24 protein-coding genes are annotated in these 24,437 nt (G+C 70.8%); 10 read left to right on the forward strand and 14 right to left on the reverse strand.

All coding sequences use genetic code 11. The features are described 5' to 3' along the window. Window positions 1-55: 55 nt before the first annotated feature. Complete coding sequence (locus ACIBNA_RS26370; RefSeq protein WP_399167594.1) at window positions 56-691, forward strand: TIGR03085 family metal-binding protein; 636 nt, start codon at window positions 56-58, stop codon at window positions 689-691. Between the two features lie 68 nt (window positions 692-759). On the opposite strand, the gene hisF is transcribed toward ACIBNA_RS26370, so the two are convergent. From hisF to hisD, 8 genes are read right to left on the reverse strand one after another with little or no spacing between them, the layout of a single operon-like run. Then, on the reverse strand, window positions 760-1,515 hold the full coding sequence (gene hisF, locus ACIBNA_RS26375) for an imidazole glycerol phosphate synthase subunit HisF (protein ID WP_274815613.1): 756 nt from the start codon (window positions 1,513-1,515) through the stop codon (window positions 760-762). 13 nt (window positions 1,516-1,528) lie between these two features. After that, on the reverse strand, window positions 1,529-1,921 hold the full coding sequence (locus tag ACIBNA_RS26380; RefSeq protein WP_399167595.1) for a RidA family protein: 393 nt from the start codon (window positions 1,919-1,921) through the stop codon (window positions 1,529-1,531). Next, window positions 1,918-2,643, reverse strand: a complete 726-nt coding sequence (gene priA / locus ACIBNA_RS26385) for a bifunctional 1-(5-phosphoribosyl)-5-((5-phosphoribosylamino)methylideneamino)imidazole-4-carboxamide isomerase/phosphoribosylanthranilate isomerase PriA (RefSeq protein ID WP_399167596.1) — start codon at window positions 2,641-2,643, stop codon at window positions 1,918-1,920. Before priA ends, ACIBNA_RS26380 begins: the two co-directional genes overlap by 4 nt. Continuing rightward, on the reverse strand, window positions 2,640-3,293 hold the full coding sequence (gene hisH / locus ACIBNA_RS26390) for an imidazole glycerol phosphate synthase subunit HisH (protein WP_399167597.1): 654 nt from the start codon (window positions 3,291-3,293) through the stop codon (window positions 2,640-2,642). Before hisH ends, priA begins: the two co-directional genes overlap by 4 nt. Further along, window positions 3,290-3,454, reverse strand: coding sequence for a hypothetical protein (locus tag ACIBNA_RS26395; RefSeq protein WP_010039417.1), 165 nt, complete (start codon window positions 3,452-3,454; stop codon window positions 3,290-3,292). The genes hisH and ACIBNA_RS26395 overlap by 4 nt, the downstream gene beginning before the upstream one ends. Further along, on the reverse strand, window positions 3,451-4,053 hold the full coding sequence (hisB, locus tag ACIBNA_RS26400) for an imidazoleglycerol-phosphate dehydratase HisB (protein WP_086601780.1): 603 nt from the start codon (window positions 4,051-4,053) through the stop codon (window positions 3,451-3,453). The genes ACIBNA_RS26395 and hisB overlap by 4 nt, the downstream gene beginning before the upstream one ends. Next, on the reverse strand, window positions 4,050-5,162 hold the full coding sequence (locus tag ACIBNA_RS26405; RefSeq protein ID WP_399167598.1) for a histidinol-phosphate transaminase: 1,113 nt from the start codon (window positions 5,160-5,162) through the stop codon (window positions 4,050-4,052). Before ACIBNA_RS26405 ends, hisB begins: the two co-directional genes overlap by 4 nt. Continuing rightward, the gene (gene hisD / locus ACIBNA_RS26410) at window positions 5,159-6,484 is read right to left on the reverse strand and encodes a histidinol dehydrogenase (protein WP_399167599.1); all 1,326 of its coding nucleotides are present in this window, start codon (window positions 6,482-6,484) and stop codon (window positions 5,159-5,161) included. Before hisD ends, ACIBNA_RS26405 begins: the two co-directional genes overlap by 4 nt. A gap of 178 nt (window positions 6,485-6,662) precedes the next feature. On the opposite strand from hisD, the gene ACIBNA_RS26415 reads away from it, so the two are divergent. The 4 genes from ACIBNA_RS26415 to ybaK all read left to right on the forward strand — a co-directional run bounded on the left by ACIBNA_RS26415 (window position 6,663) and on the right by ybaK (window position 10,661). After that, window positions 6,663-8,240 (forward strand): oxidoreductase, encoded by a 1,578-nt coding sequence (locus ACIBNA_RS26415; RefSeq protein ID WP_399167600.1) that lies wholly within the window; start codon window positions 6,663-6,665, stop codon window positions 8,238-8,240. A gap of 121 nt (window positions 8,241-8,361) precedes the next feature. Next, window positions 8,362-9,393: a hypothetical protein gene (locus tag ACIBNA_RS26420; RefSeq protein WP_399167601.1), complete on the forward strand. Its 1,032-nt coding sequence runs from the start codon at window positions 8,362-8,364 to the stop codon at window positions 9,391-9,393. Window positions 9,394-9,404: 11 nt separating this feature from the next. Next, window positions 9,405-10,145 carry an LON peptidase substrate-binding domain-containing protein gene (locus tag ACIBNA_RS26425; protein WP_399167602.1) on the forward strand — a complete coding sequence of 247 codons (741 nt, stop codon included), beginning with the start codon at window positions 9,405-9,407 and terminating at the stop codon, window positions 10,143-10,145. 12 nt (window positions 10,146-10,157) lie between these two features. Beyond that, entirely contained in the window at window positions 10,158-10,661 is a 504-nt protein-coding gene (gene ybaK, locus ACIBNA_RS26430; protein ID WP_399167603.1) for a Cys-tRNA(Pro) deacylase, read from the forward strand. A 95-nt stretch (window positions 10,662-10,756) separates the two neighbouring features. On the opposite strand, the gene ACIBNA_RS26435 is transcribed toward ybaK, so the two are convergent. From ACIBNA_RS26435 to ACIBNA_RS26450, 4 genes are all read right to left on the reverse strand, one after another. Beyond that, window positions 10,757-11,446, reverse strand: a complete 690-nt coding sequence (locus ACIBNA_RS26435) for an AAA family ATPase (protein ID WP_399167604.1) — start codon at window positions 11,444-11,446, stop codon at window positions 10,757-10,759. A gap of 56 nt (window positions 11,447-11,502) precedes the next feature. Beyond that, on the reverse strand, window positions 11,503-12,324 hold the full coding sequence (locus tag ACIBNA_RS26440; protein ID WP_399167605.1) for an ABC transporter permease: 822 nt from the start codon (window positions 12,322-12,324) through the stop codon (window positions 11,503-11,505). A 136-nt stretch (window positions 12,325-12,460) separates the two neighbouring features. Beyond that, complete coding sequence (locus ACIBNA_RS26445) at window positions 12,461-13,435, reverse strand: ABC transporter ATP-binding protein (RefSeq protein WP_274822005.1); 975 nt, start codon at window positions 13,433-13,435, stop codon at window positions 12,461-12,463. A gap of 123 nt (window positions 13,436-13,558) precedes the next feature. Next, window positions 13,559-14,770: an NYN domain-containing protein gene (locus ACIBNA_RS26450; protein ID WP_399167606.1), complete on the reverse strand. Its 1,212-nt coding sequence runs from the start codon at window positions 14,768-14,770 to the stop codon at window positions 13,559-13,561. Between the two features lie 222 nt (window positions 14,771-14,992). Here ACIBNA_RS26450 and ACIBNA_RS26455 point away from each other — a divergent pair, with 222 nt between their 5' ends. Next, window positions 14,993-15,157, forward strand: coding sequence for a hypothetical protein (locus tag ACIBNA_RS26455; RefSeq protein WP_230299561.1), 165 nt, complete (start codon window positions 14,993-14,995; stop codon window positions 15,155-15,157). A gap of 103 nt (window positions 15,158-15,260) precedes the next feature. Here ACIBNA_RS26455 and dnaE read toward each other — a convergent pair whose 3' ends face one another. Beyond that, complete coding sequence (gene dnaE / locus ACIBNA_RS26460; RefSeq protein WP_399167607.1) at window positions 15,261-18,800, reverse strand: DNA polymerase III subunit alpha; 3,540 nt, start codon at window positions 18,798-18,800, stop codon at window positions 15,261-15,263. 216 nt (window positions 18,801-19,016) lie between these two features. On the opposite strand from dnaE, the gene ACIBNA_RS26465 reads away from it, so the two are divergent. From ACIBNA_RS26465 to ACIBNA_RS26480, 4 genes are all read left to right on the forward strand, one after another. Further along, window positions 19,017-20,342, forward strand: coding sequence for a DUF2252 domain-containing protein (locus ACIBNA_RS26465; RefSeq protein WP_274815627.1), 1,326 nt, complete (start codon window positions 19,017-19,019; stop codon window positions 20,340-20,342). 92 nt (window positions 20,343-20,434) lie between these two features. Beyond that, window positions 20,435-21,130, forward strand: a complete 696-nt coding sequence (locus tag ACIBNA_RS26470) for a hypothetical protein (RefSeq protein WP_399167608.1) — start codon at window positions 20,435-20,437, stop codon at window positions 21,128-21,130. A 78-nt stretch (window positions 21,131-21,208) separates the two neighbouring features. Then, entirely contained in the window at window positions 21,209-22,027 is an 819-nt protein-coding gene (locus tag ACIBNA_RS26475) for a DsbA family protein (protein WP_399167609.1), read from the forward strand. Between the two features lie 92 nt (window positions 22,028-22,119). Continuing rightward, a complete protein-coding gene (locus ACIBNA_RS26480) occupies window positions 22,120-23,790 on the forward strand; it encodes an alkaline phosphatase D family protein (RefSeq protein WP_399167610.1) in 1,671 nt (556 codons plus the stop codon). Window positions 23,791-23,833: 43 nt separating this feature from the next. Here ACIBNA_RS26480 and ACIBNA_RS26485 read toward each other — a convergent pair whose 3' ends face one another. Continuing rightward, a complete protein-coding gene (locus ACIBNA_RS26485; RefSeq protein ID WP_399167611.1) occupies window positions 23,834-24,406 on the reverse strand; it encodes a dienelactone hydrolase family protein in 573 nt (190 codons plus the stop codon). Window positions 24,407-24,437: the final 31 nt, after the last annotated feature.

The following is a 24,437-nucleotide window of genomic DNA, read 5'->3' on the forward strand; positions in this document are numbered from 1 at the left end:
GGCCAGGTGGAGTGTCCAGTGGGCGGACTCGGCACGCGGTCGTAGGCTGGGCCGCATGTCGACCCATGCCAAGCGTGAACGACTTCTCCTCGCCGATCTGTTGGAGACCGCGGGCCCGGACGCGCCCACCCTGTGCGAGGGCTGGACGACCCGGGACCTCGCCGCCCACGTGGTGGTGCGCGAGCGCCGCCCGGACGCCGCCGGCGGGATACTGATCAAGCAGCTCGCGCCGCGCCTGGACCGGGTGATGGCGGAGTACACCGACAAGCCGTACGAGGAGCTGATCCAGCTGCTCCGTACGGGGCCGCCGCGTTTCTCGCCCTTCTCTCTCAAGCCGGTCGACGAGATGTCGAACATCATCGAGTTCTACGTCCACACGGAGGACGTGCGGCGCGCCCAGCCCGACTGGTCGCCGCGCGAGCTCGACGCGGTCTTCCAGGACGCCCTGTGGTCCCGGCTGGAGCGCACGGCCCGGCTGATGGGGCGTGGCGTGACGACGGGCCTGGTGCTGCGCCGCCCGGACGGCCAGACGGTCGTCGCCCACCGGGGCACGCCGGTGGTCACGGTGACGGGTGAGCCGTCCGAGCTGGTGCTGTTCTCCTACGGCCGGCAGAGCAAGGCCAAGGTCGAGCTGGACGGCGACGAGGACGCGATCGCGAGACTGCACGAGACGAAGCAGCTCGGGATCTGAGGGGACCTTCGGAGGGCGCATGGGGAAACCCCGGCCGCATCACGCGACCGGGGCTTCCGACAGGCGGGTCACCGCACCGGGTGCCCCGCCTCCCGCAGCGTCTCCTTGACCTCGCCGATGCGCAGATCACCGAAGTGGAACACCGACGCGGCCAGCACCGCGTCCGCGCCCGCCGCGATGGCCGGCGGGAAGTCCGCCAGCTTGCCCGCACCGCCCGAGGCGATGACCGGGACGGTCACGTGCCCCCGCACGGCCGCGATCATCTCCAGGTCGTAGCCGTCCTTGGTGCCGTCCGCGTCCATGGAGTTGAGCAGGATCTCGCCGGCGCCCAGCTCCGCGGCCTGGTGCGCCCACTCGACGGCGTCGATGCCGGTGCCGCGACGGCCGCCGTGGGTGGTCACCTCGAAGGATCCGGACTCGGTGCGGCGGGCGTCCACCGAGAGGACCAGGACCTGGCGGCCGAAGCGTTCCGCGATCTCCCGGATCAGCTCCGGGCGGGCGATCGCGGCCGTGTTGACGCCGACCTTGTCCGCGCCGGCCCGCAGCAGCTTGTCCACGTCCTCCGCGGCGCGCACACCGCCGCCGACCGTGAGCGGGATGAACACCTGCTCGGCCGTGCGGCGCACCACGTCGTACGTCGTCTCGCGGTTGCCCGACGAGGCGGTGATGTCCAGGAACGTCAGCTCGTCGGCGCCCTCGGCGTCGTACACCTTGGCCATCTCGACGGGGTCGCCCGCGTCGCGCAGGTTCTGGAAGTTGACGCCCTTGACGACCCGGCCGTTGTCCACGTCCAGGCAGGGGATGACTCGGACCGCCAGGGTCATGAATCAGGCTCCTCTAATGTCCTCTGAATGCTTCTAGTTCCACCGACACCAGGACGCGCGGGTCGACGAAGCCCTCCACCACGAGGAAGGTCGCGACCGGGCGCACGGAGTCGAACAGCTCCTTGTGGGCCCGGCCCACCTCGTCGAGGTCGCGCGTGTGTGCCAGATACATCCGCGTACGGACCACGGACCCGATGTCGAGCCCGAACTCGCCGATCGCCTCGAGGGCGCTGGTGAAGGCCGCCTTGGACTGCTCGTAGGGGTCGCCCTCCCCGTACAGCACATCGCCCTTGAAGGGCGTCGTGCCCGCCACCAGCACCCGATCGCCCGCCGCCACGGCGCGCGCGAAACCGAAACTCTCTTCCCAGGGACTTCCGCTCTGCACGCGCCGTATGGCATCACTCATGACGACACAGTCTCCAATGCCTCTTCCAGGGTGAACGCCTTCGCGTACAGCGCCTTCCCTACGATCGCGCCCTCTACGCCGAGCGGGACGAGCTCGGCGATCGCACGGAGGTCGTCGAGCGACGAGACACCGCCGGAGGCCACCACCGGGCGGTCCGTCGCCGCGCAGACGTTCTTCAGCAAATCCAGGTTCGGGCCCTGGAGCGTGCCGTCCTTGGCGATGTCGGTGACCACGTAGCGGGCGCAGCCCTCCTTGTTGAGGCGCTCCAGCGTCTCGTAGAGGTCGCCGCCGTCGCGGGTCCAGCCGCGGCCGCGCAGGGTCGTGCCGCGGACGTCGAGACCGACGGCGATCTTGTCGCCGTGCTCGGCGATGACCTTGGCGACCCACTCGGGGCTCTCCAGGGCGGCCGTGCCCAGGTTCACGCGGGTGCAGCCGGTGGCCAGGGCGGCGGCGAGGCTGTCGTCGTCGCGGATGCCGCCGGACAGCTCCACCTTGATGTCCATCGCCCGGGCGACCTCGGCGATCAGCTCGCGGTTGTCGCCGGTGCCGAACGCGGCGTCCAGGTCGACCAGGTGCAGCCACTCGGCGCCGGACCGCTGCCAGGCGAGGGCGGCCTCCAGGGGCGAGCCGTAGGAGGTCTCCGTACCGGACTCGCCGTGCACCAGGCGGACCGCCTGGCCGTCACGGACGTCGACGGCGGGGAGGAGTTCGAGCTTGCTCACAGTGTTCCGATCCAGTTGGTGAGGAGCTGGGCTCCGGCGTCGCCGGACTTCTCGGGGTGGAACTGCGTGGCCCACAGGGCGCCGTTCTCGACGGCCGCGACGAACGGCTTGCCGTGCGTGGACCAGGTGACCTTGGGGGCCTCCATCGCCGGGTTGTGGGTCTGAAGCGACCAGTCGTGGACGGCGTAGGAGTGCACGAAGTAGAAGCGCGCGTCAGCGTCCAGGCCCGCGAACAGCCGCGAGCCGGCCGCCGCCGCCACGGTGTTCCAGCCCATGTGGGGCACGATCTCGGCCTGGAGCGGCTCGACCGAGCCGGGCCACTCGTCGAGGCCCTCGCTCTGAACGCCGTGCTCGATGCCGCGGGCGAAGAGGATCTGCATGCCCACGCAGATGCCCATGACCGGGCGGCCGCCGGACAGCCTGCGGTCGACGATCCAGTCGCCGCGCGCCTCGCGCAGGCCCTTCATGCAGGAGGCGAAGGCGCCGACGCCCGGCACGAGCAGCCCGTCGGCGTTCATGGCCTTGTCGTAGTCACGCGTTATCTCGACGTCGGCTCCCGCGCGCGCGAGGGCTCGCTCGGCGGAGCGGACGTTGCCGAAGCCGTAGTCGAAGACGACGACCTTCTTCTGCTTCTTCCGGGGGTTGCTCAATTCCACACCTCCAGCCTCACGACACCGGCTGCCAGGCACATCGCGGCGCCGATGGAGAGCAGCACGATCAGGCCCTTGGGCATCTTCTGCTTGACGAAGGAGTAGATCCCGCCGACGAGGAACAGGCCGACGACGATCAGCAGGGTCGAGATGCCGTTCACAGGGCGCCCTTCGTGGAAGGGAGGATGCCGGCCGCGCGCGGGTCGCGCTCGGACGCGTAGCGCAACGCCCGGGCGAGCGCCTTGAACTGGCACTCCACGATGTGGTGCGCGTTGCGCCCGTAGGGCACGTGCACGTGCAGCGCGATCTGGGCCTGGGCGACGAAGGACTCCAGGATGTGCCGGGTCATCGTGGTGTCGTACTCGCCGATCATCGGCGCCATCTTCTCGGGCTCGGTGTGCACGAGGTAGGGGCGGCCGGAGAGGTCGACGGTGACCTGGGCGAGGGACTCGTCCAGCGGGACCGTGCAGTTGCCGAAGCGGTAGATGCCGACCTTGTCGCCGAGGGCCTGCTTGAAGGCGGCGCCGAGGGCGAGGGCGGTGTCCTCGATGGTGTGGTGCGAGTCGATGTGCAGGTCGCCCTCGGTCTTCACGGTCAGGTCGAACAGACCGTGCCGGCCGAGCTGGTCGAGCATGTGGTCGTAGAAGCCGACGCCGGTGGAGATCTCCGTCTTGCCGGTGCCGTCGAGGTCGATCTCGACGAGGACCGAGGTCTCCTTCGTCGTCCGCTCGATTCTGCCGACGCGGCCTTCACGAGTCATGAACTCTGCTCCTTCTTCAGTGCACGTACCGCGTCGAGGAACGCGTCGTTCTCTTCGGGGGTTCCGGCCGACACCCGCAGCCACCCGGGGATGCCGTTGTCCCGGACCAGAACGCCCTGGTCGAGGATCTTCTGCCAGGCCGTGTGCGAGTCCTCGAACCTGCCGAACTGCACGAAGTTGGCATCGGACTCCACGACCTCGTAGCCGGTCGCGCGCAGTTCGGTGACCAGGCGGTCCCGCTCGGCCTTGAGCTGCTCGACATAGCCGAGCAGCGTGCCGGTGTGTTCCAGGGCGGCCAGGGCGGTCGCCTGGGTGACGGCCGACAGGTGGTAGGGCAGCCGGACGAGCTGGACGGCGTCCACGACGGCCGGGTGCGCGGCGAGGTAGCCGAGGCGCAGGCCCGCCGCGCCGAACGCCTTCGACATCGTGCGGGAGACGACGAGGTTCGGGCGTCCGTCGAGCAGGGGCAGCAGCGAGTCGCCGTGGCTGAACTCGATGTACGCCTCGTCCACGACCACCATCGACGGCTTCGCCGCCTGCGCGGCCTCGTACAGCGCGAGGACCGTCTCGGGCGGGACCGCGTTGCCCGTGGGGTTGTTGGGGGTGGTGATGAAGACGACGTCGGGCCGGTGCTCGGCGATCGCCTGCTCGGCGGCGGCGAGGTCGATGGTGAAGTCGTCGCCTCGCGGACCGGAGATCCAGCCCGTGCCCGTGCCGCGCGAGATGAGCCCGTGCATCGAGTACGACGGCTCGAAGCCGATCGCGGTGCGGCCCGGCCCGCCGAAGGTCTGGAGCAGTTGCTGGATGACCTCGTTGGAGCCGTTGGCGGCCCAGACGTTGGCCACGCCGACCTCGTGGCCGGACGTGTCCGTCAGGTACTCGGCGAGCTTCGTGCGCAGCTCGACCGCGTCCCGGTCGGGGTAGCGGTTGAGGTTGCGGGCCGCCTCACGGACGCGCTCGGTGATGCGCTCGACCAGCGCCTCGGGCAGCGGGTAGGGGTTCTCGTTGGTGTTCAGCCGTACGGGGACGTCCAGCTGGGGCGCGCCGTAGGGGGACTTGCCGCGCAGCTCGTCCCGTACGGGCAGATCGTCGATACGTACGTCGCTCACTTGCTCTCCGGCACCTTCCAGCCGAACCTTGCCTTGATCGCCGCGCCGTGCGCGGGCAGGTCCTCCGCCTCCGCCAGCGTGACCACGTGGTGCGCGACCTCGGCCAGCGCGTCCTTCGTGTAGTCGACGATGTGGATGCCGCGCAGGAACGACTGGACGGACAGACCCGAGGAGTGGCAGGCGCAGCCGCCGGTGGGCAGGACGTGGTTGGAGCCGGCCGCGTAGTCGCCGAGGGAGACCGGCGCCCAGGGGCCGATGAAGATCGCGCCGGCGTTCCTGACGCGGTCGGCCACGGCTGCCGCGTCGGCCGTCTGGATCTCCAGGTGCTCGGCGCCGTACGCGTCGACCACCTTCAGGCCTTCGTCGATGCCGTCGACCAGGACGATCGCGGACTGCTTGCCGGACAGCGCCGGGACGATCCGGTCGTCGACATGCCTGGTGGCCGCGACCTGCGGCTCCAGCTCCTTCTCCACGGCGTCCGCGAGCTCGGCGGAGTCGGTGACGAGCACGGCGGCGGCCAGCGGGTCGTGCTCGGCCTGGCTGATCAGGTCGGAGGCGACGTGCACCGGGTCGGCCGTGTCGTCGGCCAGGACCGCGATCTCGGTCGGGCCGGCCTCGGCGTCGATGCCGATCCTGCCGGTGAAGTAGCGCTTGGCGGCGGCGACCCAGATGTTGCCGGGGCCGGTGACCATGTTGGCGGGCGGGCAGGACTCGGTGCCGTACGCGAACATCGCGACGGCCGTGGCGCCGCCGGCGGCGTAGACCTCGTCGACGCCGAGCAGTGCGCAGGCGGCGAGGATGGTCGGGTGCGGGAGTCCGTTGAACTCGGCCTGGGCAGGGGAGGCGAGCGCGATGGACTCGACGCCGGCCTCCTGGGCGGGCACCACGTTCATGACCACGGAGGAGGGATACACGGACCGGCCGCCGGGCGCGTACAGCCCGACCCGCTCGACCGGAACCCACTTCTCGGTCACGGAGCCGCCGGGCACGACCTGGGTGGTGTGCGTGCTGCGGCGCTGCTCGCGGTGGACGGTCCGGGCGCGGCGGATGGACTCCTCCAGGGCCGCGCGCACGGCCGGGTCGAGCTCCTGAAGCGCGCGCGTGAGCGCGGCGGCCGGTACCCGCACCTGGTCGAGCCGGACCCCGTCGAACCGCTCGGCGAAATCGATCAGCGCCGCGTCGCCCCGATGATGCACGTCCTCGCAGATCGGACGCACCTTCTCCAGGGCGGCCTGTACGTCGAACTCGGCTCGGGGCAGCAGGTCACGCAGGGCGGGGCCCTCGGGGAGGGCGTCGCCACGCAGATCGATTCGGGAGATCACGTGCTCAATTCTCTCAGACCTCAATGACGCGCCGTTCGCTCGTATCAATGGCTGATACAGAGTGTCGCCGGAACACGGAAGATCCCCTTCACGTTTCGCGTTCGGGGCGTCACCCAGCGGGCATGAACAGGTGTACGAAGCACCTGACCCGCGAGTAGCCGGGGAGGAAGGAAGAGACGTGACCGAGGGGGCCGGCGTGCGTGCCGGGGAGCTGCCCGACGACCTGACCGCGGCCGAGGCCGGAATGTGGCAGGCCTTTCGCAACGGCAGCGTGTACGACCTGAGCAGCGGCGACCCGGTGGTGGACGATCCGCACGGCGGCCACCCCTGGGGCGAGGACCGGACCGTGCGGGCCCGGATCGTCTGCTGGCTGCTCCTGGACGGCCCGCCCGCCCTGGCCGGCCGGGTGTCGTCGCTGAAGCTGACCGGCGTGCGGATCAGCGGCTCGCTGGACCTCGCGGGCGGCACGGTGGTGCCGTACGTCGAGATGCGCCAGTGCCGGTTCGAGGAGGACGTGCTGCTGCCGGAGGCGCGTTTCACGACCGTACGGATGGTGGACTGCTCGGTGCCGCGGCTGGAGGCGGCCCGGGTTCAGACGGAGGGCGATCTGCATCTGCCGCGCTGCCGCTTCCACCGCGGCATCCGGCTCACGGACGCGCAGATCGGCACGGACCTGATGCTCAACCAGGCGATCGTGCACCGGGACCGCCACGGCCGGTCGATCGCCGCGGACGGCCTGACCGTCGGCCAGGACTTACAGGCCGAGCTGCTGGAGTCGCACGGCGAGCTCAGCCTGCGCGCCGCCACCATCGGCGTCTCCCTGAGCCTGCGCGGCGCCCGCCTGGCCAACCCGTATGAGCGGCTCGCCCTGAACGCCCCGCAGCTGACCGTCGAGCGCAGCCTGTATCTGACCCCGGCGGGCGTCGGCGCCCAGGCGATGAGCGGGATGACCCCGGCGCGCGGGACGCGGATCCAGCGGTTCGCGTGCGAGGGCGGGATCCGGCTGGACGACGGGCGGTTCGGTGACGCGGTCGACTTCGAGCGGGCCAGATTCACCCTCACCGACGACCAGGAGCTGTCGCTGCGCCGGGTACAGACGCCGGAGCTGCGGTTCCTCGGCGAGCATCCCGCGCGCGGGCGGGTGGTGCTGTCGGGGGCGAAGATCGTCAACCTGATGGACCGGGCGGACGCCTGGCCCGGCCCGGGGCGGCTGCACATGGGCGGCTTCGCCTACGAGAACCTCGTGCCGCGCGGGCCGTTCCCGCTGGCCGAGCGGCTGGACTGGGTGGCGGCGGCGACGGCAGAGTACAACCCGGAGCCCTACGAGCGGCTCGCGGCCGTGCTGCGGGCCGGCGGGGAGGACGAGGACGCCCGCGAGGTGCTGCTCGCCAAGCAGCGCCGGCACCGGGAGAGCCTGCCGCCGGCCGCCAAGCTGTGGGGCTACGTGCAGGACTGGACGGTCGCCTACGGGTACCGGCCGGCCCGGGCCACGGTGTGGATGGCGGTGCTGTGGGCGGCGGGCTCGCTCGCCTTCGCGCAGGCCGGGCATCCGCCGCTGAAGCGGGGCGAGCATCCGGAGTGGAACCCCGCGCTCTTCACGCTCGATCTGCTGCTGCCGGTCATCGACCTCGGCCAGGTGGGCTTCTGGCAGCTGCGCGGGGGCTGGCAGTGGCTGGCGACGGCGATGATCCTGCTGGGCTGGATCCTGGCTACGACGGTGGCGGCGGGGGCGACGCGGCTGCTGCGGCGCAACTAGTGTCGCCCCTGTGATGGCAGTTGTTGAACTGCCACAGTTTTACGTTCTCTTGACTCTTCGGCTTACAACTTTCCGCGAGTTCCCCGAAGCATCTGGCGCCGCTGTGACCAGCAGACTTTCAATGGTCGGCACCATGGCAATACAGCTGCCGTTCATCCGCGCGAGCCGGATGACAAGAACCGCTTCCCGCCTCGTCGTCGGCCCGCGCGCCAACGACGAGGTGCTGCTCGACGCGCCCGACGCGCGGCTCAGTCCGGCGCTGGTCGCGGCCGCCCATGGCGACCACGGACCGGCCGCCGGGCTGCTCCGCGCCACACGGGCGGCGGCCGAGTGGGAGCGGCGCGACCGGTACGTCACCCGGCTGGCCGCCTTCGCCCGCTCGCGCCCCGACTGGCTGGACGCCTGGCTCGCCACCGCCCCGCACGACCCGGACGCGCTGCTGCTCCGGGCCCAGCTGGCAGTGGACCGGGCCTGGCGGTCACCGGCCCGGGCCGAGGCGCTGCGCGAGGTGAGCCCGCTGATCACGGCCGCCGCGCGGGCCGGCCACGGCGACCCCGTGCCCTGGCGGCTCGCGCTGGACCACGCGTGCGGCGCCCAGGCCGGACACACCTACTTCGAGGAACTGTGGGCGGCGGCCGTCCGCCGCGCCCCGCACCACTACGGCTGTCACGAGTCGGCCCTGCGCTATCTGGCCGCGTCCTGGCACGGTTCGCACCAGGAGTGCTTCGACTTCGCCGACCGGGCCGCGCAGGACGCGCCCGCCGACGCGCTCGTCCAGGCGCTTCCGCTGCGCGCGGCCTTCGGCTACCTCACCGACGGCTGCGGGCCCGAGGTGCCGCGCGAACGGCTGGACGCGGCCGTCGACCGGGCGATCGCGCTGTCCCCGCGACTGCCGGCTGCCGACCCCTGGCCGGCCCGGATGCGGAACCTGCTCGTCTTCGTCCTGGTGTGCCTGGAGCGCTGGCCGGACGCCCGGGAACAGCTGCGCCTGAACGGCCCGTACGCCACCTCGTTCCCCTGGGACCGGGTGTCGGACGACCCCCTCGGCCACTTCCTCCGAGTACGTGACGACATCCGGGACGAAGCGGCCGGCCGGCCGCCCGGGCATCCACGGAGTGAACGGGCCGGACGAGTCCGCTCGCGCGACCATTAGGCTTTTGCGTCGTGACCACCGTCCGGCTCCCCCTCTTCCCCCTGAACTCGGTGCTGTTCCCGGGGCTCGTGCTCCCGCTCAACGTCTTCGAGGAGCGGTATCGCGCCATGATGCGCGAGCTGCTGAAGACACCCGAGGACGAGCCGCGCCGGTTCGCCGTCGTGGCGATCCGCGACGGCCACGAGGTGGCCCCGAGCGCGCCCGGCATGCCCGACCCCACGTCCCTGCCCGAGCGGGGGCCCGCCGTCGGCTTCGGCACGGATCCTGTCAAGGCGTTCCACAAGGTGGGCTGTATCGCGGACGCGGCGACGATCCGCGAGCGGACCGACGGCTCCTTCGAGGTGCTGGCGACCGGCACGACCCGGGTGCGGCTGGTCTCGGTGGAGGCGTCCGGTCCCTTCCTGACGGCCGAGCTGGAGACACTGCCGGAGGAACCCGGCGACGAGGCGGCGCCGTTGGCCGAGGGGGTGCTGCGGTCCTTCCGCCAGTACCAGAAGCGACTGGCGGGCGCGCGGGAACGGTCCCTGACGACCGGCGCCGACCTGCCCGACGAGCCCGGCGTGGTGTCGTACCTGGTGGCCGCGGCGATGATGCTGGACACCCCCACGAAGCAGCGCCTGCTCCAGGCGCCCGACACGGCCTCCCGCCTGCGCGACGAGCTGAAACTCCTTCGCTCCGAGACGGCCATCATCCGTAATCTGCCGTCGTTGCCGTCGTCGGACCTGACGCGCGGCCCGACAAGTCTCAACTGAAGCGGACCGTCAATGGCGAAGAAGTCGAAGAAGCAGCAACAGCCGGGCGGCACCCCCGCGACGGTCGCCCTCACGGCGGCGGGCGTGGAGTTCACGGTCCACTCCTACGATCACGACCCCTCCCACCCCTCCTACGGCGAGGAGGCGGCCGAGGCGATGGGCGTCTCCCCGGACCGCGTCTTCAAGACGCTGGTAGCCGACATCGACGGCGCGCTGACGGTCGCCGTGGTCCCGGTGGCGGGCCAACTGGACCTGAAGGCCCTGGCAGCGGCGGTGGGCGGCAAACGCGCGACGATGGCGGACCCGACACTGGCGGAACGCACCACGGGTTACGTCCGGGGCGGCATCTCGCCCTTGGGCCAGCGCAAGAAACTCCCGACGGTCCTCGATGCGTCGGCGTCGTCCCACCCGACGATCTGCGTCTCGGCGGGCCGGAGGGGCTTGGAGGTGGAACTGTCTCCGGAGGACTTGGCGACGCTCACGGAGGCGGTACTGGCCCCGATCGGACGCGCCTAGGGTCTGTCGTTTGGATCAGGTCGCAGGGAATCGACGGCATCTCGTCAGTCCGCCGGGCTGCGCACCCACCCCGCCTCAGCCCAGACGCCGGGCACCTACGCAGCAGGCGGTGCCTCATAAGGCGAGTGCCCGAACTCCGGCTCCGGGTCCCGAGGCCCGAACAACGCCATCAACCCGAGATGCAACACCAGCCCGGCAAGCGGCCAGGCCAGCAGCGCCCCCTTCGCCCCCAACTTCAACGGCGCGGAAAACGACACACCCCGCCCCACTTCCCGCGCATGCGCGACCACATCCTCCGCGGGCCCGAGCCACACCCCGACCCGCCAGGCCAGCAACGACCCGAGCAGCCCCCCGACGGCCAGTCCCACCACCAGCGGCACACCCCCACGCCGCCGCAGCAGGAACACGACCAGGGCACTGACGACCCCGAAGGCCAGCCCGAGCAGCGTGAACGTGCCGTCGACCCCGACGGCCTGCTCCCCCTCGGTGTCCTTGAGGTAGACGACCCAGTTCCCCTCGGCCACGTCACCGACCAGCGGCACGTGCGGCGCGAGCCACCACCACAGCACGCCCAGCAGCGCCCCGCCGAGCGCCACGGCCACCGCGATCACGCCGGCCTCCCGCACTTCCGTCCTCATCCCGGGGCCGTCCTGTCCGTACCAGCCGTGCCCGGCGTACTCGGCGTACTGGGACCCGGGAGCCTGCGCCCCGGCGGCCGGCGGCTGCCACGAATCCTGTGCGGAACGTTCATGCGGCGGCGGTGGCGGATTCAGTGGTGCGGTCACCCTGCCATCGTGCCAGGCCCGCCCGTGCCCCGCGTCACCGGACGATCCCTGGCCGCTCACCGGACGGCCGCCCGGCGGTACGCCCAGGTCGCCACGGCCAGCGAGACGACGCCCACGAAGGCGCACACGGCGAGGTCACCGAGTACGAAGGCCCAGTCGGGATTCGGCCCGAACGTCCGCGCGAAGGCCTCCACCCCGTACGTCGACGGCAGCAGATCCCGCGTGAAACGCACGGCCTCGGGCATCCGCTCGGCCGGCAGCACGCCCAGCAGCAGCGCCGCCGACATGCCCAGCTGCCCGAGCAGCGTGGCCAGCTCCGGCCGGGGCGCGAGCAGCCCGAGCGCCGCCCCCAGACCGGCGAGCGCGGCACCCGCGAGCGGGATCACGGCCACGAGGATCCACAGATGGGCCAGCGGCAGCCCGAACAGCACACAGCCGAACACAGCCGTCACGACGGTCCCCGGCACGGTGAACGACGCGTACGCGCCCGCCGCGCCCAGCACCACCGCCGCCGGCGGCACCGGCAAGGTCGCGTAGTGATCGAGTCCGCCGCTGGCCCGCAGCTGCCCGAAGTACTGCGCGAGGAGGTTCAGCGCGACGAAGGCGACCACCAGGACGGACGACCCGGCGACGACGGCCTGGGCCTCCGCCCCGTCGTCCACGACCCCGCGCATCAGGATCATGATGCCGATCGACTGGAACGTCGCCACGAACAGCAGCGGGATCCGCGCGACCCGCGCCCGGGACAGCTGCGCCCGGTACACGGCCGCCAGCGACGGCCACAGCCGCGCCCGAGGTCCGAGCTCGGCCGCGCACGCGGCGGGCTCCTCCACGGCCAGGGCACCGCCCGGCAGGACATCGGCGGGTACGACACTCACGTCGCGCTGCTCCCCTTCGTCGGGTCCACTGCGGCAGTCGCCCTGTTCGGTACGTACGCGGCGGCCTGCGTACTCAAGGCCGCCGCATTGCGGGCCGTCATGATCCAGGCCCCCGCACTCAAGGCCTCGGCACTCCTCACGCCTTCACCAGCCCCTGCTGCACGGCACCGCCCAGGGCCAGGTACACGTCCTCCAGGCTCGGCGTGGCCAGCGTGAAGTCGTCCAGTGCGGCGAAGGCGGCCCCTCCGGTGACGGTGGCGACGACCGCCCGGGCCTCCTCGGGCCCGAGCCGGAGCGTCCACAGGCGCCCCGACTCCACGGCACGGTCCCGCAGCGCGGCCACCTCGGGGACGTGCAGCGGCGCCGCGTCCCGCCACACCAGGTCGACCCGCACCTCGCCGGCGACCTGCTCCTTGAGCCCGGCCGGGGTGTCGCAGGCGATCACCCGACCCCGGTCGAGGACGGCCACCCGGTCCAGCACGGTCTCGGCCTCGATGACGTTGTGGGTGACGAGCAGCACGGTCGTCCCGCGCTCCGCCCGCCGCCGGTCGACGGCGGACCACACGGCCCGCCGCGCCACCGGGTCCATGCCGGTGGTCGGCTCGTCGAGCACCAGCAGCGGCCGCTCCCCCACCAGCGCCGCTGCGAAGCACGCCAGGCGCCGCTGGCCCCCGGAGAGCTTCTTCAGCGGACGCCCGGCGAGCGGCGCGAGCCCCAGCTCGTCGAGTACGTCGTCCCGCTCGGCCCGCGCCCGCCGTACGTCCAGGCCGCGCAGCCGCCCGGTGGTCTCGGCGGCGAGCGACACGGTCAGCTCGTCGAGGGCGGTCGACTCCTGACCCAGATAGGCGAGGATCCGCGCGGCCCGCTCCGGGTGGCGCACGATGTCGTGCCCGAGGATCTCCACGCTGCCGCGGTCGGGCCGCATCAGCCCGGTGAGCTGCCGTACGAGGGTGGACTTGCCTGCGCCGTTCGGCCCGAGCAGGCCGAAGATCTCGCCGCGCCGGATGTCCAGCGTCACGTCGTCCGTGGCCCGGACCTCGGGTGTCCCGGGCGCGCCACGCCGGCCGCGTACCGCCGGATAGGTCTTGGTCAGCCCGCGCACCGCGCACACGACGTCACCATCGTGCCGAAATGCCTGTGCCGCGCGCTTACTCACAAGGGACGAGACTACGGGGTCGGCAGCCCCGCTCCGCTCTCGGGTCGCTCCCGGGCGGGAAATCCCCCGGCAAAGTTCTCATTCGCCGACGGGCGCGTGCTCCACTCCCGTGCGCACGCCGATCTCCTTCCAGAAGCCGGCCCGGATGGCGTACCGGTCCCGCTCGTCGATCTGGTCGTCCTTGTGGGCGAGCAGGCCGAAGCGAGCGGCGTAGCGCAGCAGCTCCCCGTCGACGCGGTGCGGGATGCGCGGGTACATCCCGGACAGTTTCTGCAGGTGGCTCTGGTCGCCGAGGCGCTCGACCCAGCGCCGGGCGAAGACCTGCCCCACCTCGTAGGGGTCGCCGCCGACGGTGGTGATGTCCTCCTCGCGGTCGGCCCACCGCTGCTCGGCCGTGGTCAGCTGGGCGAGCGTCGGCATCAAGGCGGCCTCGGGAGGCTCGGCCGTGGGCCGGTCGACCCAGCCCTTGTCGGAGGACCAGCGGAGGGTGGCGGAGGCGGGCTGCTGGGCTGAGTGGGTGCCGGGGGCGCGCAGGGCGGCCAGGTCTTTGGGTGTGGGGACGCCTTTGGGGGCGGGCACGCGTTCCTCCGCGCCGTTCTGCCCGGCTCCGGCCGCGGGGTGCTGCGGTTGCGGTGCGGGGCGCTCGGTCGCGGCGGCGAGCGCGGACTCGGGCAGCGGGGCGGAGAGGATCGCGGCGATCTCCGGCCGGGGCGCGGGCTGCGGGGCGCACGCGCCGGTGTACTCCTTGGCTCGGACGGCCTTGGTGATCCAGGTCCGGTCCAGGACGCGCCGCTCGTCGGCCTCGGCGACCAGGTCCTCGGACTGGTTGTAGTCGCCGTCGGCGGCCTGCACGGCCCACAGGTGGACGGCGACGCCGTGCTCCTTCGCGGCCATCATGCCGGGCAGCAGATCGCCGTCACCGGTGACGAGGACGATGTCGGAGCAGGCGCGGTTGCGGGCCAGTTCGGTGAGCTCGGCGTGCATCGCGGCGTCCACGCCCTTCTGCGCCCAGCGGCCGTCGCTGCGGGTCAGCGCGCCCAGCCGGACGGTGACCCGGGGCATCACGCGCAGCCTGCGGTGCTCGGGTTGCGGGACGCGGTCGGGAGCGCCGTCGAACCAGTAGATACGCAGCAGCGGCTGCTGCGTGTCCGACTCGGCGCGTTCGCGCAGCCCTTGGATGAGGGCGGTGTGGTCGACGGTGATCCGGGATCGTGAGGGCTCCCCGGCGAGGAGACTCGCCGCCGCCCCCAGCAGATACCCCGCGTCCACCAGGACGATGCAGCGGTCCACACGACTCACCCTCTTCCCGGGAGGTTTGCTTCGGGCTTGCTTCGAGTCTGCCCGACGGCGCGGAGGTTAACGGCCGGAACTCGATCTTCGGCGTGGCGTTTCGGAGGTTCCCGCAGCGACCAGCCCTGTCACGCACGGTAATTGTCCGACATGCGATCGTTGTCGGCCTGTGTGAATCTGGTCCCGGCCCTGGCCCCTAGATCCCCCACAGGAGGCATCACCATGGCCAAGAACAAGAACCGTGACCGTAAGCAGCAGCGTCCTACCGAGCGTGGTCAGCGCGCCGACCGCCGTCCCACCGCGGAGGCGGAGCCCCAGCCCGAGGTCGAGGTGACCCCCGGCGACGTGGCGTCCCGCAAGCGCAAGCGCAGCTTCGGTCACAACTGACATGCGTGTAACGGGTGGTTGAGACCCGGACACACACCGAGGGGCGTACCCGGTACCGGGTACGCCCCTCTCGCGCATCAAGAGCCCGCTCCCGGGCCCGGCGTCAGCCCGCCAGGCAGGACGGCCCGAGCAGCACCTTCAGGTCACCGAAGAGCGCCGGGTCCGGCTTCACCCGGTGCCGGTCCAGACGCAGCACGGTCGTCTTGGTCGGCCCCTGGAGCTTGATCCGGACCTCGCTGTCGCCCTTGTGGTGGCTGAGGACCTCGCCGAGGCGGCTGACCAGCGGCGGCGTGACCCGGGTGGCCGGGATGGTGAGGATCACGGGCGCGTTGGTGCCCGCGTTCGACAGATCCGGCACCATCAGTTCCATCGCGACCAGCCGCGGCACGTCCTCGCGCTTGTCGAGGCGGCCCTTGACGAACACCACGGCGTCCTCGACGAGTTGGGTCGAGACGAGCTGGTACGTCGCCGGGAAGAACATGCACTCGATCGAGCCCGCGAGGTCCTCGACGGTGGCGATGGCCCAGGCGTTGCCCTGCTTGGTCATCTTGCGCTGCAGGCCGGAGATGATGCCGCCGATGGTGACGACCGCGCCGTCCGCGTGCTCCCCGCCGGTGAGCTGGGAGATGCCCGCGTCGGCCTTGTCGGACAGGATGTGCTCCAGACCGAACAGCGGGTGGTCGGAGACGTACAGACCGAGCATCTCCCGCTCCTGGGCGAGCAGATAGGTCTTGTCCCACTCCTCGGTGGTGAACTCCACGTCGAGACCGAAGCCCGGCTCGCTGCTGTCGGCCTCGCCCATTCCGCCGAAGAGGTCGAACTGCCCCTCGGCCTCCTTGCGCTTGACCGCGACCACGTTGTCGATCATCGGCTCGTACTGCGCGGTCAGGCCCTTGCGGGTGTGGCCCATGGCGTCGAAGGCGCCGGCCTTGATCAGCGACTCGGTGGTGCGCTTGTTGCAGACCACCGCGTCGACCTTGTCGAGGTAGTCCGGGAACGAGGTGTACTTCCCCTTGGCCTTGCGGCACCTGATGATCGACTCGACGACGTTCGTGCCGACGTTGCGGACGGCGGAGAGGCCGAAGAGGATCACGTCGTCGCCCTGGGCCGCGAAGTTGGACATCGACTCGTTGACATCCGGCGGGAGCACCTTGATGCCCATGCGGCGACACTCGTTGAGGTAGACGGCCGACTTGTCCTTGTCGTCCTTCACGGACGTGAGGAGCGCGGCCATGTACTCGGCGGGGTGGTTCGCCTTGAGGTACGCGGTCCAGTAGGAGACGAGTCCGTACGCGGCGGAGTGCGCCTTGTTGAACGCGTAGCCGGCGAAGGGGACCAGCACGTCCCAGAGCGCCTGGATGGCTTCGTCGCTGTAGCCCTTCTTACGGGCGCCCTCCTGGAACAGCACGAAGTTCTTCGCCAGTTCCTCGGGCTTCTTCTTGCCCATCACGCGGCGGAGGATGTCGGCCTCGCCGAGCGAGTAGCCGGCGATGATCTGGGCGGCCTTCTGCACCTGCTCCTGGTAGACGATCAGGCCGTGGGTGACGTCCAGGACCTCCCTGAGCGGCTCCTCCAGCTCGGGGTGGATCGGCGTGATCTCCTGCTGCCCGTTCTTGCGCAGCGCGTAGTTCGTGTGGGAGTTCATGCCCATCGGGCCCGGGCGGTACAGGGCCGACACGGCGGAGATGTCTTCGAAGTTGTCCGGCTTCATCAGCCGGAGCAGGGAGCGCATGGGGCCGCCGTCGAACTGGAAGACGCCGAGGGTGTCGCCGCGCTGGAGCAGTTCGAAGGTCGTGGGGTCGTCGAGCGGGAGGCTCAGGAGATCGATGTCGATCCCCTTGTTGGACTTCACCATCTTGACGGCGTCGTCCATGATCGTCAGGTTGCGCAGGCCCAGGAAGTCCATCTTCAGCAGGCCGAGCGACTCACAGCTCGGGTAGTCCCACTGCGTGATGGTCACGCCGTCGGTGTGCCTGACCCAGACCGGGACGTGGTCGGTGATGGTCTCGCTGGACATGATCACGCCGGCGGCGTGCACGCCCATCTGCCGGACCAGGCCCTCGACGCCCTTGGCGGTGTCGATGACCTTCTTCACGTCCGGCTCGTTCTCGTACATCGCCCGGATCTCGCCCGCCTCCGAGTAGCGGGGGTGCTCGGGGTTGGTGATGCCGTCGAGGTTGATGCCCTTGCCGAGGACGTCGGCGGGCATGGCCTTGGTGAGGCGGTCTCCCATCGCGTACGGGTAGCCCAGCACGCGCGCGGAGTCCTTGATCGCGTTCTTGGCCTTGATGGTGCCGTACGTGCCGATCATGGCGACCTTGTCGGCGCCGTACTTCTCCGTCACGTACCGGATCACCTCGACGCGCCGGCGCTCGTCGAAGTCGATGTCGACATCGGGCATGGAGATGCGCTCGGGGTTGAGGAACCGCTCGAAGATCAGGCCGTGCGGGATGGGGTCGAGGTCGGTGATGCCGAGGGCGTAGGCGACGATCGAGCCGGCCGCGGAGCCTCGGCCGGGGCCGACCGCGATGCCCTGCTTCTTGGCCCACATGATGAAGTCGGCGACCACGAGGAAGTAGCCCGGGAAGCCCATCGAGAGGATGGTGTCCATCTCGTACTCGACCTGCTTCATGCGGTCGTCCGGGATGCCGTCCGGGAAGCGGCGGTGCATGCCGCGCAGGGTCTCCTCGCGGAACCAGCTGACCTCCGTGTACCCCTCCGGGATGTCGAACTTCGGCATCAGGTCGCGCTTTTCGAACATGCCCGTGGTGTCGACCATCTCGGCGATCAGCCGGGTGTTGGCGCAGCCCTCCTGCCAGGCGTCCGAGGAGTCGATGGCGTACATCTCGTCCGTGGACTTCAGGTAGTAGCCGGTGCCGTCGAACCTGAAGCGGTCGGGGTCGGAGAGGTTCTTGCCGGTCTGGATGCACAGCAGGGCGTCGTGGGCGCTCGCCTCGTGCGAGTAGGTGTAGTGCGAGTCGTTGGTGACCAGTGGGGGGATGCCGAGCTTCTTGGCGATCTCCAGAAGGCCGTCGCGGACCCGGTGCTCGATCTCGATGCCGTGGTCCATCAGCTCCAGGAAGTAGCGGTCCTTGCCGAAGATGTCCTGGTAGTCGGCGGCGGCCTTCAGGGCCTCGTCGAAGTGGCCGAGGCGCAGCCGGGTCTGGACCTCGCCGGAGGGGCAGCCGGTGGAGGCGACGATCCCCTCGGACCACTTGGCGATGGTCTCCTTGTCCATCCGGGGCCACTTCTGCAGCCAGCCCTCGGCGTACGCGTCCGAGGAGAGCCGGAAGAGGTTGTGCAGGCCGGTCTTGTTCACGGCCCACATCGTCTTGTGGGTGTAACCACCGGAACCGGAGACGTCGTCGCGCTTCTGGTGCGGCTGGCCCCACTGGATCTTGCGCTTGTTGCGGCGCGACTCGGGCGCGACATACGCCTCGATGCCGATGATCGGGGTGACCCCGGCTTTCTGCGCGGAGTGGAAGAAGTCGTACGCCCCGTGGAGGTTGCCGTGGTCGGACATGGCGATGTGCGTCATGCCCATCTCGTTGCACGCGTTGAACATGTCCTTCAGCCGCGCGGCACCGTCCAGCAGCGAGTACTGGGTGTGGACGTGCAGGTGCGTGAACGGCGGCTTTGACACGGCTGCGGCCTCCAGAGAAAACGTACGTCGAATGGGGCCCGACAGGCTGCGGACAGTCTGGGGGACAGCGTCGAAGTCTATGCCTCGCCACTGACACTCCAGGGCCTGACCCGCGTACCTTCATGCGGGGGTCGCGGGCACTCCCGCGGACCACCGCACGTTAGGCACAGGGCGGACCTGCCGTCCCCAGACGTATGCACCAGGAGGCACCCAGCGATGTCGTTCCCGCAGCTCGACGACGAGCACCGCGGCGAGGAGATCCTCGCCGTCTTCGACACCGCCTTCGGCGAGCTCCTGGCCGCCGACCCGGCCGCGTTCCGCGTGAAGTTCCGGAAGATGGCGGCCTCGGCCTTCGCGTTCTACCGGGGCACGGCGTGCCTCTTCTACCACGATCTCGACCAGGAGAAGCGGGGCGGGCCGTTCCTGGACGAGCGCACCTCACGCGTGTGGATCCACGGCGACCTGCACGCGGAGAACTTCGGCACGTACATGGACGCCAACGGCCGCCTGATCTTCAACGTCAACGACTTCGACGAGGCCTACGTCGGCCCCTTCACCTGGGACCTGAAGCGCTTCGCCGCCTCCATCGCCCTCATCGGGTACGCGAAGGCGCTCAGCGACGAGCAGATCTCCGAGCTGGTGACGATCTACGCGGTCGCGTACCGCGAGCGGATCCACGCCCTGGCCACCGGCGCCAAGAGCGACGAGGTGCCGCCGTTCACGCTGGACACCGCGCAGGGCCCGCTGCTGGACGCGCTGCGTGACGCCCGGTCGCTGACCCGCTTCGGGCTGCTGGAGTCGATGACGGAGATCCGCGACTTCGAGCGCCGCTTCGCGCCGGGCGGCGGCTCGGTGGAGCTGGACGCGGCCACGCGCTACAAGGTCCTCGCCGCCTTCGACGGCTACCTGGAGACGCTGCCGGACAGCTCGCTGGCCCGCCCCGACTCCTACCGCGTGAAGGACGTCGTCGGCCGGCGCGGCATCGGCATCGGCTCGGCGGGGCTGCCGTCGTACAACATCCTCCTGGAGGGCCACAGCGACGCCCTGGAGAACGATGTGGTGATCTACATCAAGCAGGCCCAGACCCCGGCCGTCTCCCGGCACGTCACGGACCAGGCGATCCGCGACTACTTCCAGCACGAGGGGCACCGCACGGTCATCTCCCAGCGCGCCCTCCAGGCGCACGCCGACCCGTGGCTGGGCTGGACCGAGCTGGACGGCGCGGGTCAGCTGGTCGCCGAGGTCTCGCCGTACGCGGTGGATCTCGACTGGGGCGACATCGACGACGCGGAGGAGATCGCCCAGGTGGTGGCCGACCTCGGCCGGGCCACGGCCACGATGCACTCGGCGGCGGACGACCAGTCCGGCGAGTCCCTGGTGCCGTTCTCCACGGAGCGGGCCATCGACGCGGCGATCGCGGCCGACGAGGAGGGCTTCGCGCCGCTGCTGACCGACTTCGCGCACAGCTACGGCGCACGCGCGCGTGCCGACCACCAGACCTTCGTGGACCTGTTCCGCAACGGCCGGATCCCGGGTCTGTAAGGACCCCTGAGCCGGGGCTTTGGCCATCCACTCACTCACAGGCATTCTTTAGGGGTCCCTTACCGGCCCCCGTGACAGACTCTCCTTTCGCTATGGACATATCCGGGATCCAGCTCAGAGCCGTACGCGCGGCGCTGTTCACGGCAGTGGTCGTGACGCTCAGCACCGCGTCGCACGTGCTGCTGTCCCAGGTCCCGCTCCCGATGGGCACGGTGGCCGCGGTCGCCGCCGCCGTGTTCGTGATCGCGTACGCCCTGGCGGGCCGCGAGCGCTCCTTCGGGCGGATCGCGGCCCTGCTGATCCCGCTGGAACTGGCCGCCGACACGGTGTTCACCACGGGACAGCACGCCTGTTACGGCCGGTCGGGCGGCCCGGTCGCCGGCCCGCTGCGGTCGGTCGGCCTGGACGTGCTGTGCGGGGGCGGCGAGGTCGGCACGCCGCTGGCCCGGATGGCCGGGGCCACCGGCACCGACCGGCTCGCGGCCGTGGTCGCGCATGCCGACCCGGCCACCGCCTGGCTGCTGCTCGCCGCGCACGTCGGCGTGGGACTGGCCGCCGCCGTCTGGCTGCGCCGGGGCGAGCGGGCCCTGGCCCAGCTGCTGCGGGCGGTGGCGGCGAGCACCTTCCGGCCGTTGCTGCTGGCGGTCGCCGCGGTGACGGTGGCACGGGCCCCGGCCGGGTGCCGGCTGCCGTCGCGGGCCGCCGAGCGCACGCCCACCGCCCGCGACCGGATCCTCACCCACTCCCTGGGACGGCGTGGACCGCCGTGCTCGCCCGCCTTCGCGTGAGGCACCTTTCGAGCACCGGCAGTCCCCCTTACGTATTGCGCACACGACGTGTGCGCGTCCCCGACGGAGAACATCACCATGAGCAAGCGGAACAGCCAGGCGGCGAAGACGGCGGCCCGTGAGCGGCTGCGCATCGAGCGCGAGCGCGAGGCCAAGAGGGCGAAGGCCAAGCGGCAGATCATCGTCGCCGCCTCCATCGTCGGCGTCCTGGCGATAGCCGGCGGCATCGGCTACGCGGTCGTCCAGGCCAACAAGCCCACGCACTGGGAGGCCCAGAAGGACGCCGAGGTCGTCGCCCCGGCCAACACCACGGGCGCCAAGGGCACCACGGTCGTCATCGGCAAGGACTCGGCCAAGAAGACCCTGAAGATCTACGAGGACCCGCGCTGCCCCGTGTGCGCCCAGTTCGAGCAGACCGTCGGTCCGACCGTGAAGAAGGACATCGACGACGGCAAGTTCAAGATGCAGTTCATCGGCGCCACCTTCATCGACAACAAGGACAACGGCGAGGGCTCCAAGAACGCGCTGAGCGCCCTCGGTGCCGCGCTGAACGTCAGCCCCGAGGCGTTCCTCGACTACAAGGCCGCGCTGTACTCGGCGAAGTACCACCCCGAGGAGACGACCGACGAGTTCAAGAAGGACAGCTACCTCATCAAGGTCGCCGACACCGTCCCCGCGCTGAAGAACAACAAGAAGTTCCAGGACGCGGTCGAGAAGGGCACCTACGACGCCTGGGCGATGGCCATGTCGAAGACCTTCGACGACAACAAGGACGGCGTGCAGGGCACCCCGGGCTTCGTCATGGACGGCAAGCAGCTCACGGCCGACAACCAGGGCACGCCGCTGATGACGGTGGCCGACTTCAACCGCGTGGTGGGCGAGGCCCTCAAGAAGTGACGGCGGGTCAGTAACCGGTCACCGCATGAAGAGCGGGCGAACTTCGGGAGTTCGCCCGCTCTGCTGCATACCGATCAGTAACCTGATCGTCCGTGACCAGTCGATACAGATCATCGAAGCCGTCAGAGGACCTCAACTCCCTCACCCCGCGCCGCCGTACGGTCGTCAAGGCCGCGGCGGCGACCGCTGTCCTGGCCGGGCCGCTGGCAGCGACCCTGCCCGCCCGCGCCATCGACCAGGCACCCGCCTTCCTGCACGGCGTCGCCTCCGGTGACCCCCTGCCGGACGGCGTCCTGCTCTGGACCCGCGTGACGCCGGCCCCGGAGGCGATACCCGGCTCCGGACTCGGCCCGGACACCGAGGTGAGCTGGATCATCGCCAGGGACAAGGCGTTCGGAAGCGTCGTCGCCAAGGGCTCCACCACCGCGACGGCCGCCTCCGACCACACCGTGAAGGCCGACATCCGCGGCCTGGAACCGGCCACCGACTACTGGTTCCGCTTCTCCGCCGGGGGCACCGACTCCCCCGCCGCCCGCACCCGCACCGCCCCGGCGGCCGACGCTGCCGTCACGGGCCTGCGCTTCGGCGTGGTCTCCTGCGCCAACTGGGAGGCCGGCTACTTCTCCGCGTACCGTCATCTCGCGGCCCGCGGCGACCTGGACGCCTGGCTGCACCTCGGCGACTACGTCTACGAGTACGGCACCGGCGAGTACGGCACCCGTGGGACGGTCGTCCGTCCGCACGCCCCGGCCCACGAGATCGTCACCCTCGCCGACTACCGCGTCCGGCACGCGCGTTACAAGACCGACCCCGACCTCCAGGCACTGCACGCGGCGGCTCCGGTCGTGGCGATCTGGGACGACCACGAGTTCGCCAACGACGCCTGGTCGGGCGGCGCGGAGAACCACACGGAGGGCGCCGAGGGCACCTGGTCCGCCCGTCAGGCCGCCGCCAAGCAGGCCTACTTCGAGTGGATGCCGGTGCGCCCGGCGATCGCGGGCACCACCTACCGTCGGCTGCGCTTCGGCAAGCTTGCCGACCTCTCGCTGCTGGACCTGCGCTCCTTCCGCTCGCAGCAGGTCGAGGTCGGAGGCGGCGGGGTCGACGACCCGGACCGCACGCTCACCGGCCGCGCCCAACTGGACTGGCTGAAGGCGGGCCTGAAGGCGTCCGACACCACCTGGCGGCTGGTCGGCAACTCGGTGATGGTCTCGCCGTTCGCCATCGGCTCGCTCTCCGCCGATCTGCTGAAGCCGCTGGCCAAGCTGCTGGGCCTGCCGCGGGAAGGCCTCGCCCTCAACACCGACCAGTGGGACGGCTACACCGACGACCGCCGCGAACTCCTCGCCCACCTGCGCGCGAACGCGATCCGCAACACGGTCTTCCTCACCGGCGACATCCACATGGCCTGGGCCAACGACGTGCCGGTGGACGCCGGTACGTACCCGCTGTCCCCGTCGGCCGCCACGGAGTTCGTCGTCACCTCGGTCACCTCCGACAACCTCGACGACATCGTCAAGGTCCCTCAGGGCACGGTCTCCGCGGTCGCCGCACCCGTCATCCGCGCCGCCAACCGGCACGTCCACTGGGTCGACACCGACCGCCACGGCTACGGCGTCCTGGACATCACGGCCGAGCGGGCGCAGATGGACTACTACGTCCTGTCCGACCGCACGAAGCGCGACGCCGCCGCCACGTGGGCCCGCTCGTACCGCACGCGCAGCGGCACGCAGAAGATCGAACGCGTCCACGATCCGGTGTAACCACCGTCACCTCGAAGGCGTGGCCGGACAGACCTCATGCGACCTACTGGAGGGTCTCGAGGAAGCCGAGCGCCACCCGCCAGGTGGCCTCGGCGGCCTCCTCGTCATAGTCCGGCAGGTCGGGATCTGTGTAGAGGTGACCGGCCCCGGCATACCGGTACACCTCGACGTCGGCGCCGGTCCGGCCCATCTGGAGGTACCAGGCGCTCAGCCAGTCGTCCGTCTCGAACGGGTCCGGCTCCGCCACGTGCAGCTGGACCGGCAGCTCGTCCGCCGTGACGCCCGGCGCGATGTCCGACGTGCCGTGCAGGAGCAGCAGCCCGCGCGCCTTGTCGTCGCCGAGGGCGAGGGTCTGGGCGATGGAGGCGCCGAGCGAGAACCCCGCGTACACCAGACCGCGCTCGGAGTAGGGCGCGGCGGCCAGCACGGCCCGCTTCAGCAGCTCCTCCTTGCCGATCTTCTCCTTGTGCTCCATGCCCTCTTCGACCGTGTCGAACGTGCGTCCCTCGAAGAGGTCGGGCGTCCACACCTCGTGTCCGGCCGCGCGCAACCGGTCGGCGGCCTGGAGCACCGCGGGCCGCAGCCCATGGGTCGAGTGAAAGAGCATGATGTTCATGAGGCCATGGTGCCAGCCGGGTGTGACAACG

Source organism: Streptomyces sp. NPDC050164, assembly GCF_044459945.1.
Taxonomy (GTDB): Bacteria; Actinomycetota; Actinomycetes; order Streptomycetales; family Streptomycetaceae; genus Streptomyces; species Streptomyces coeruleorubidus_A.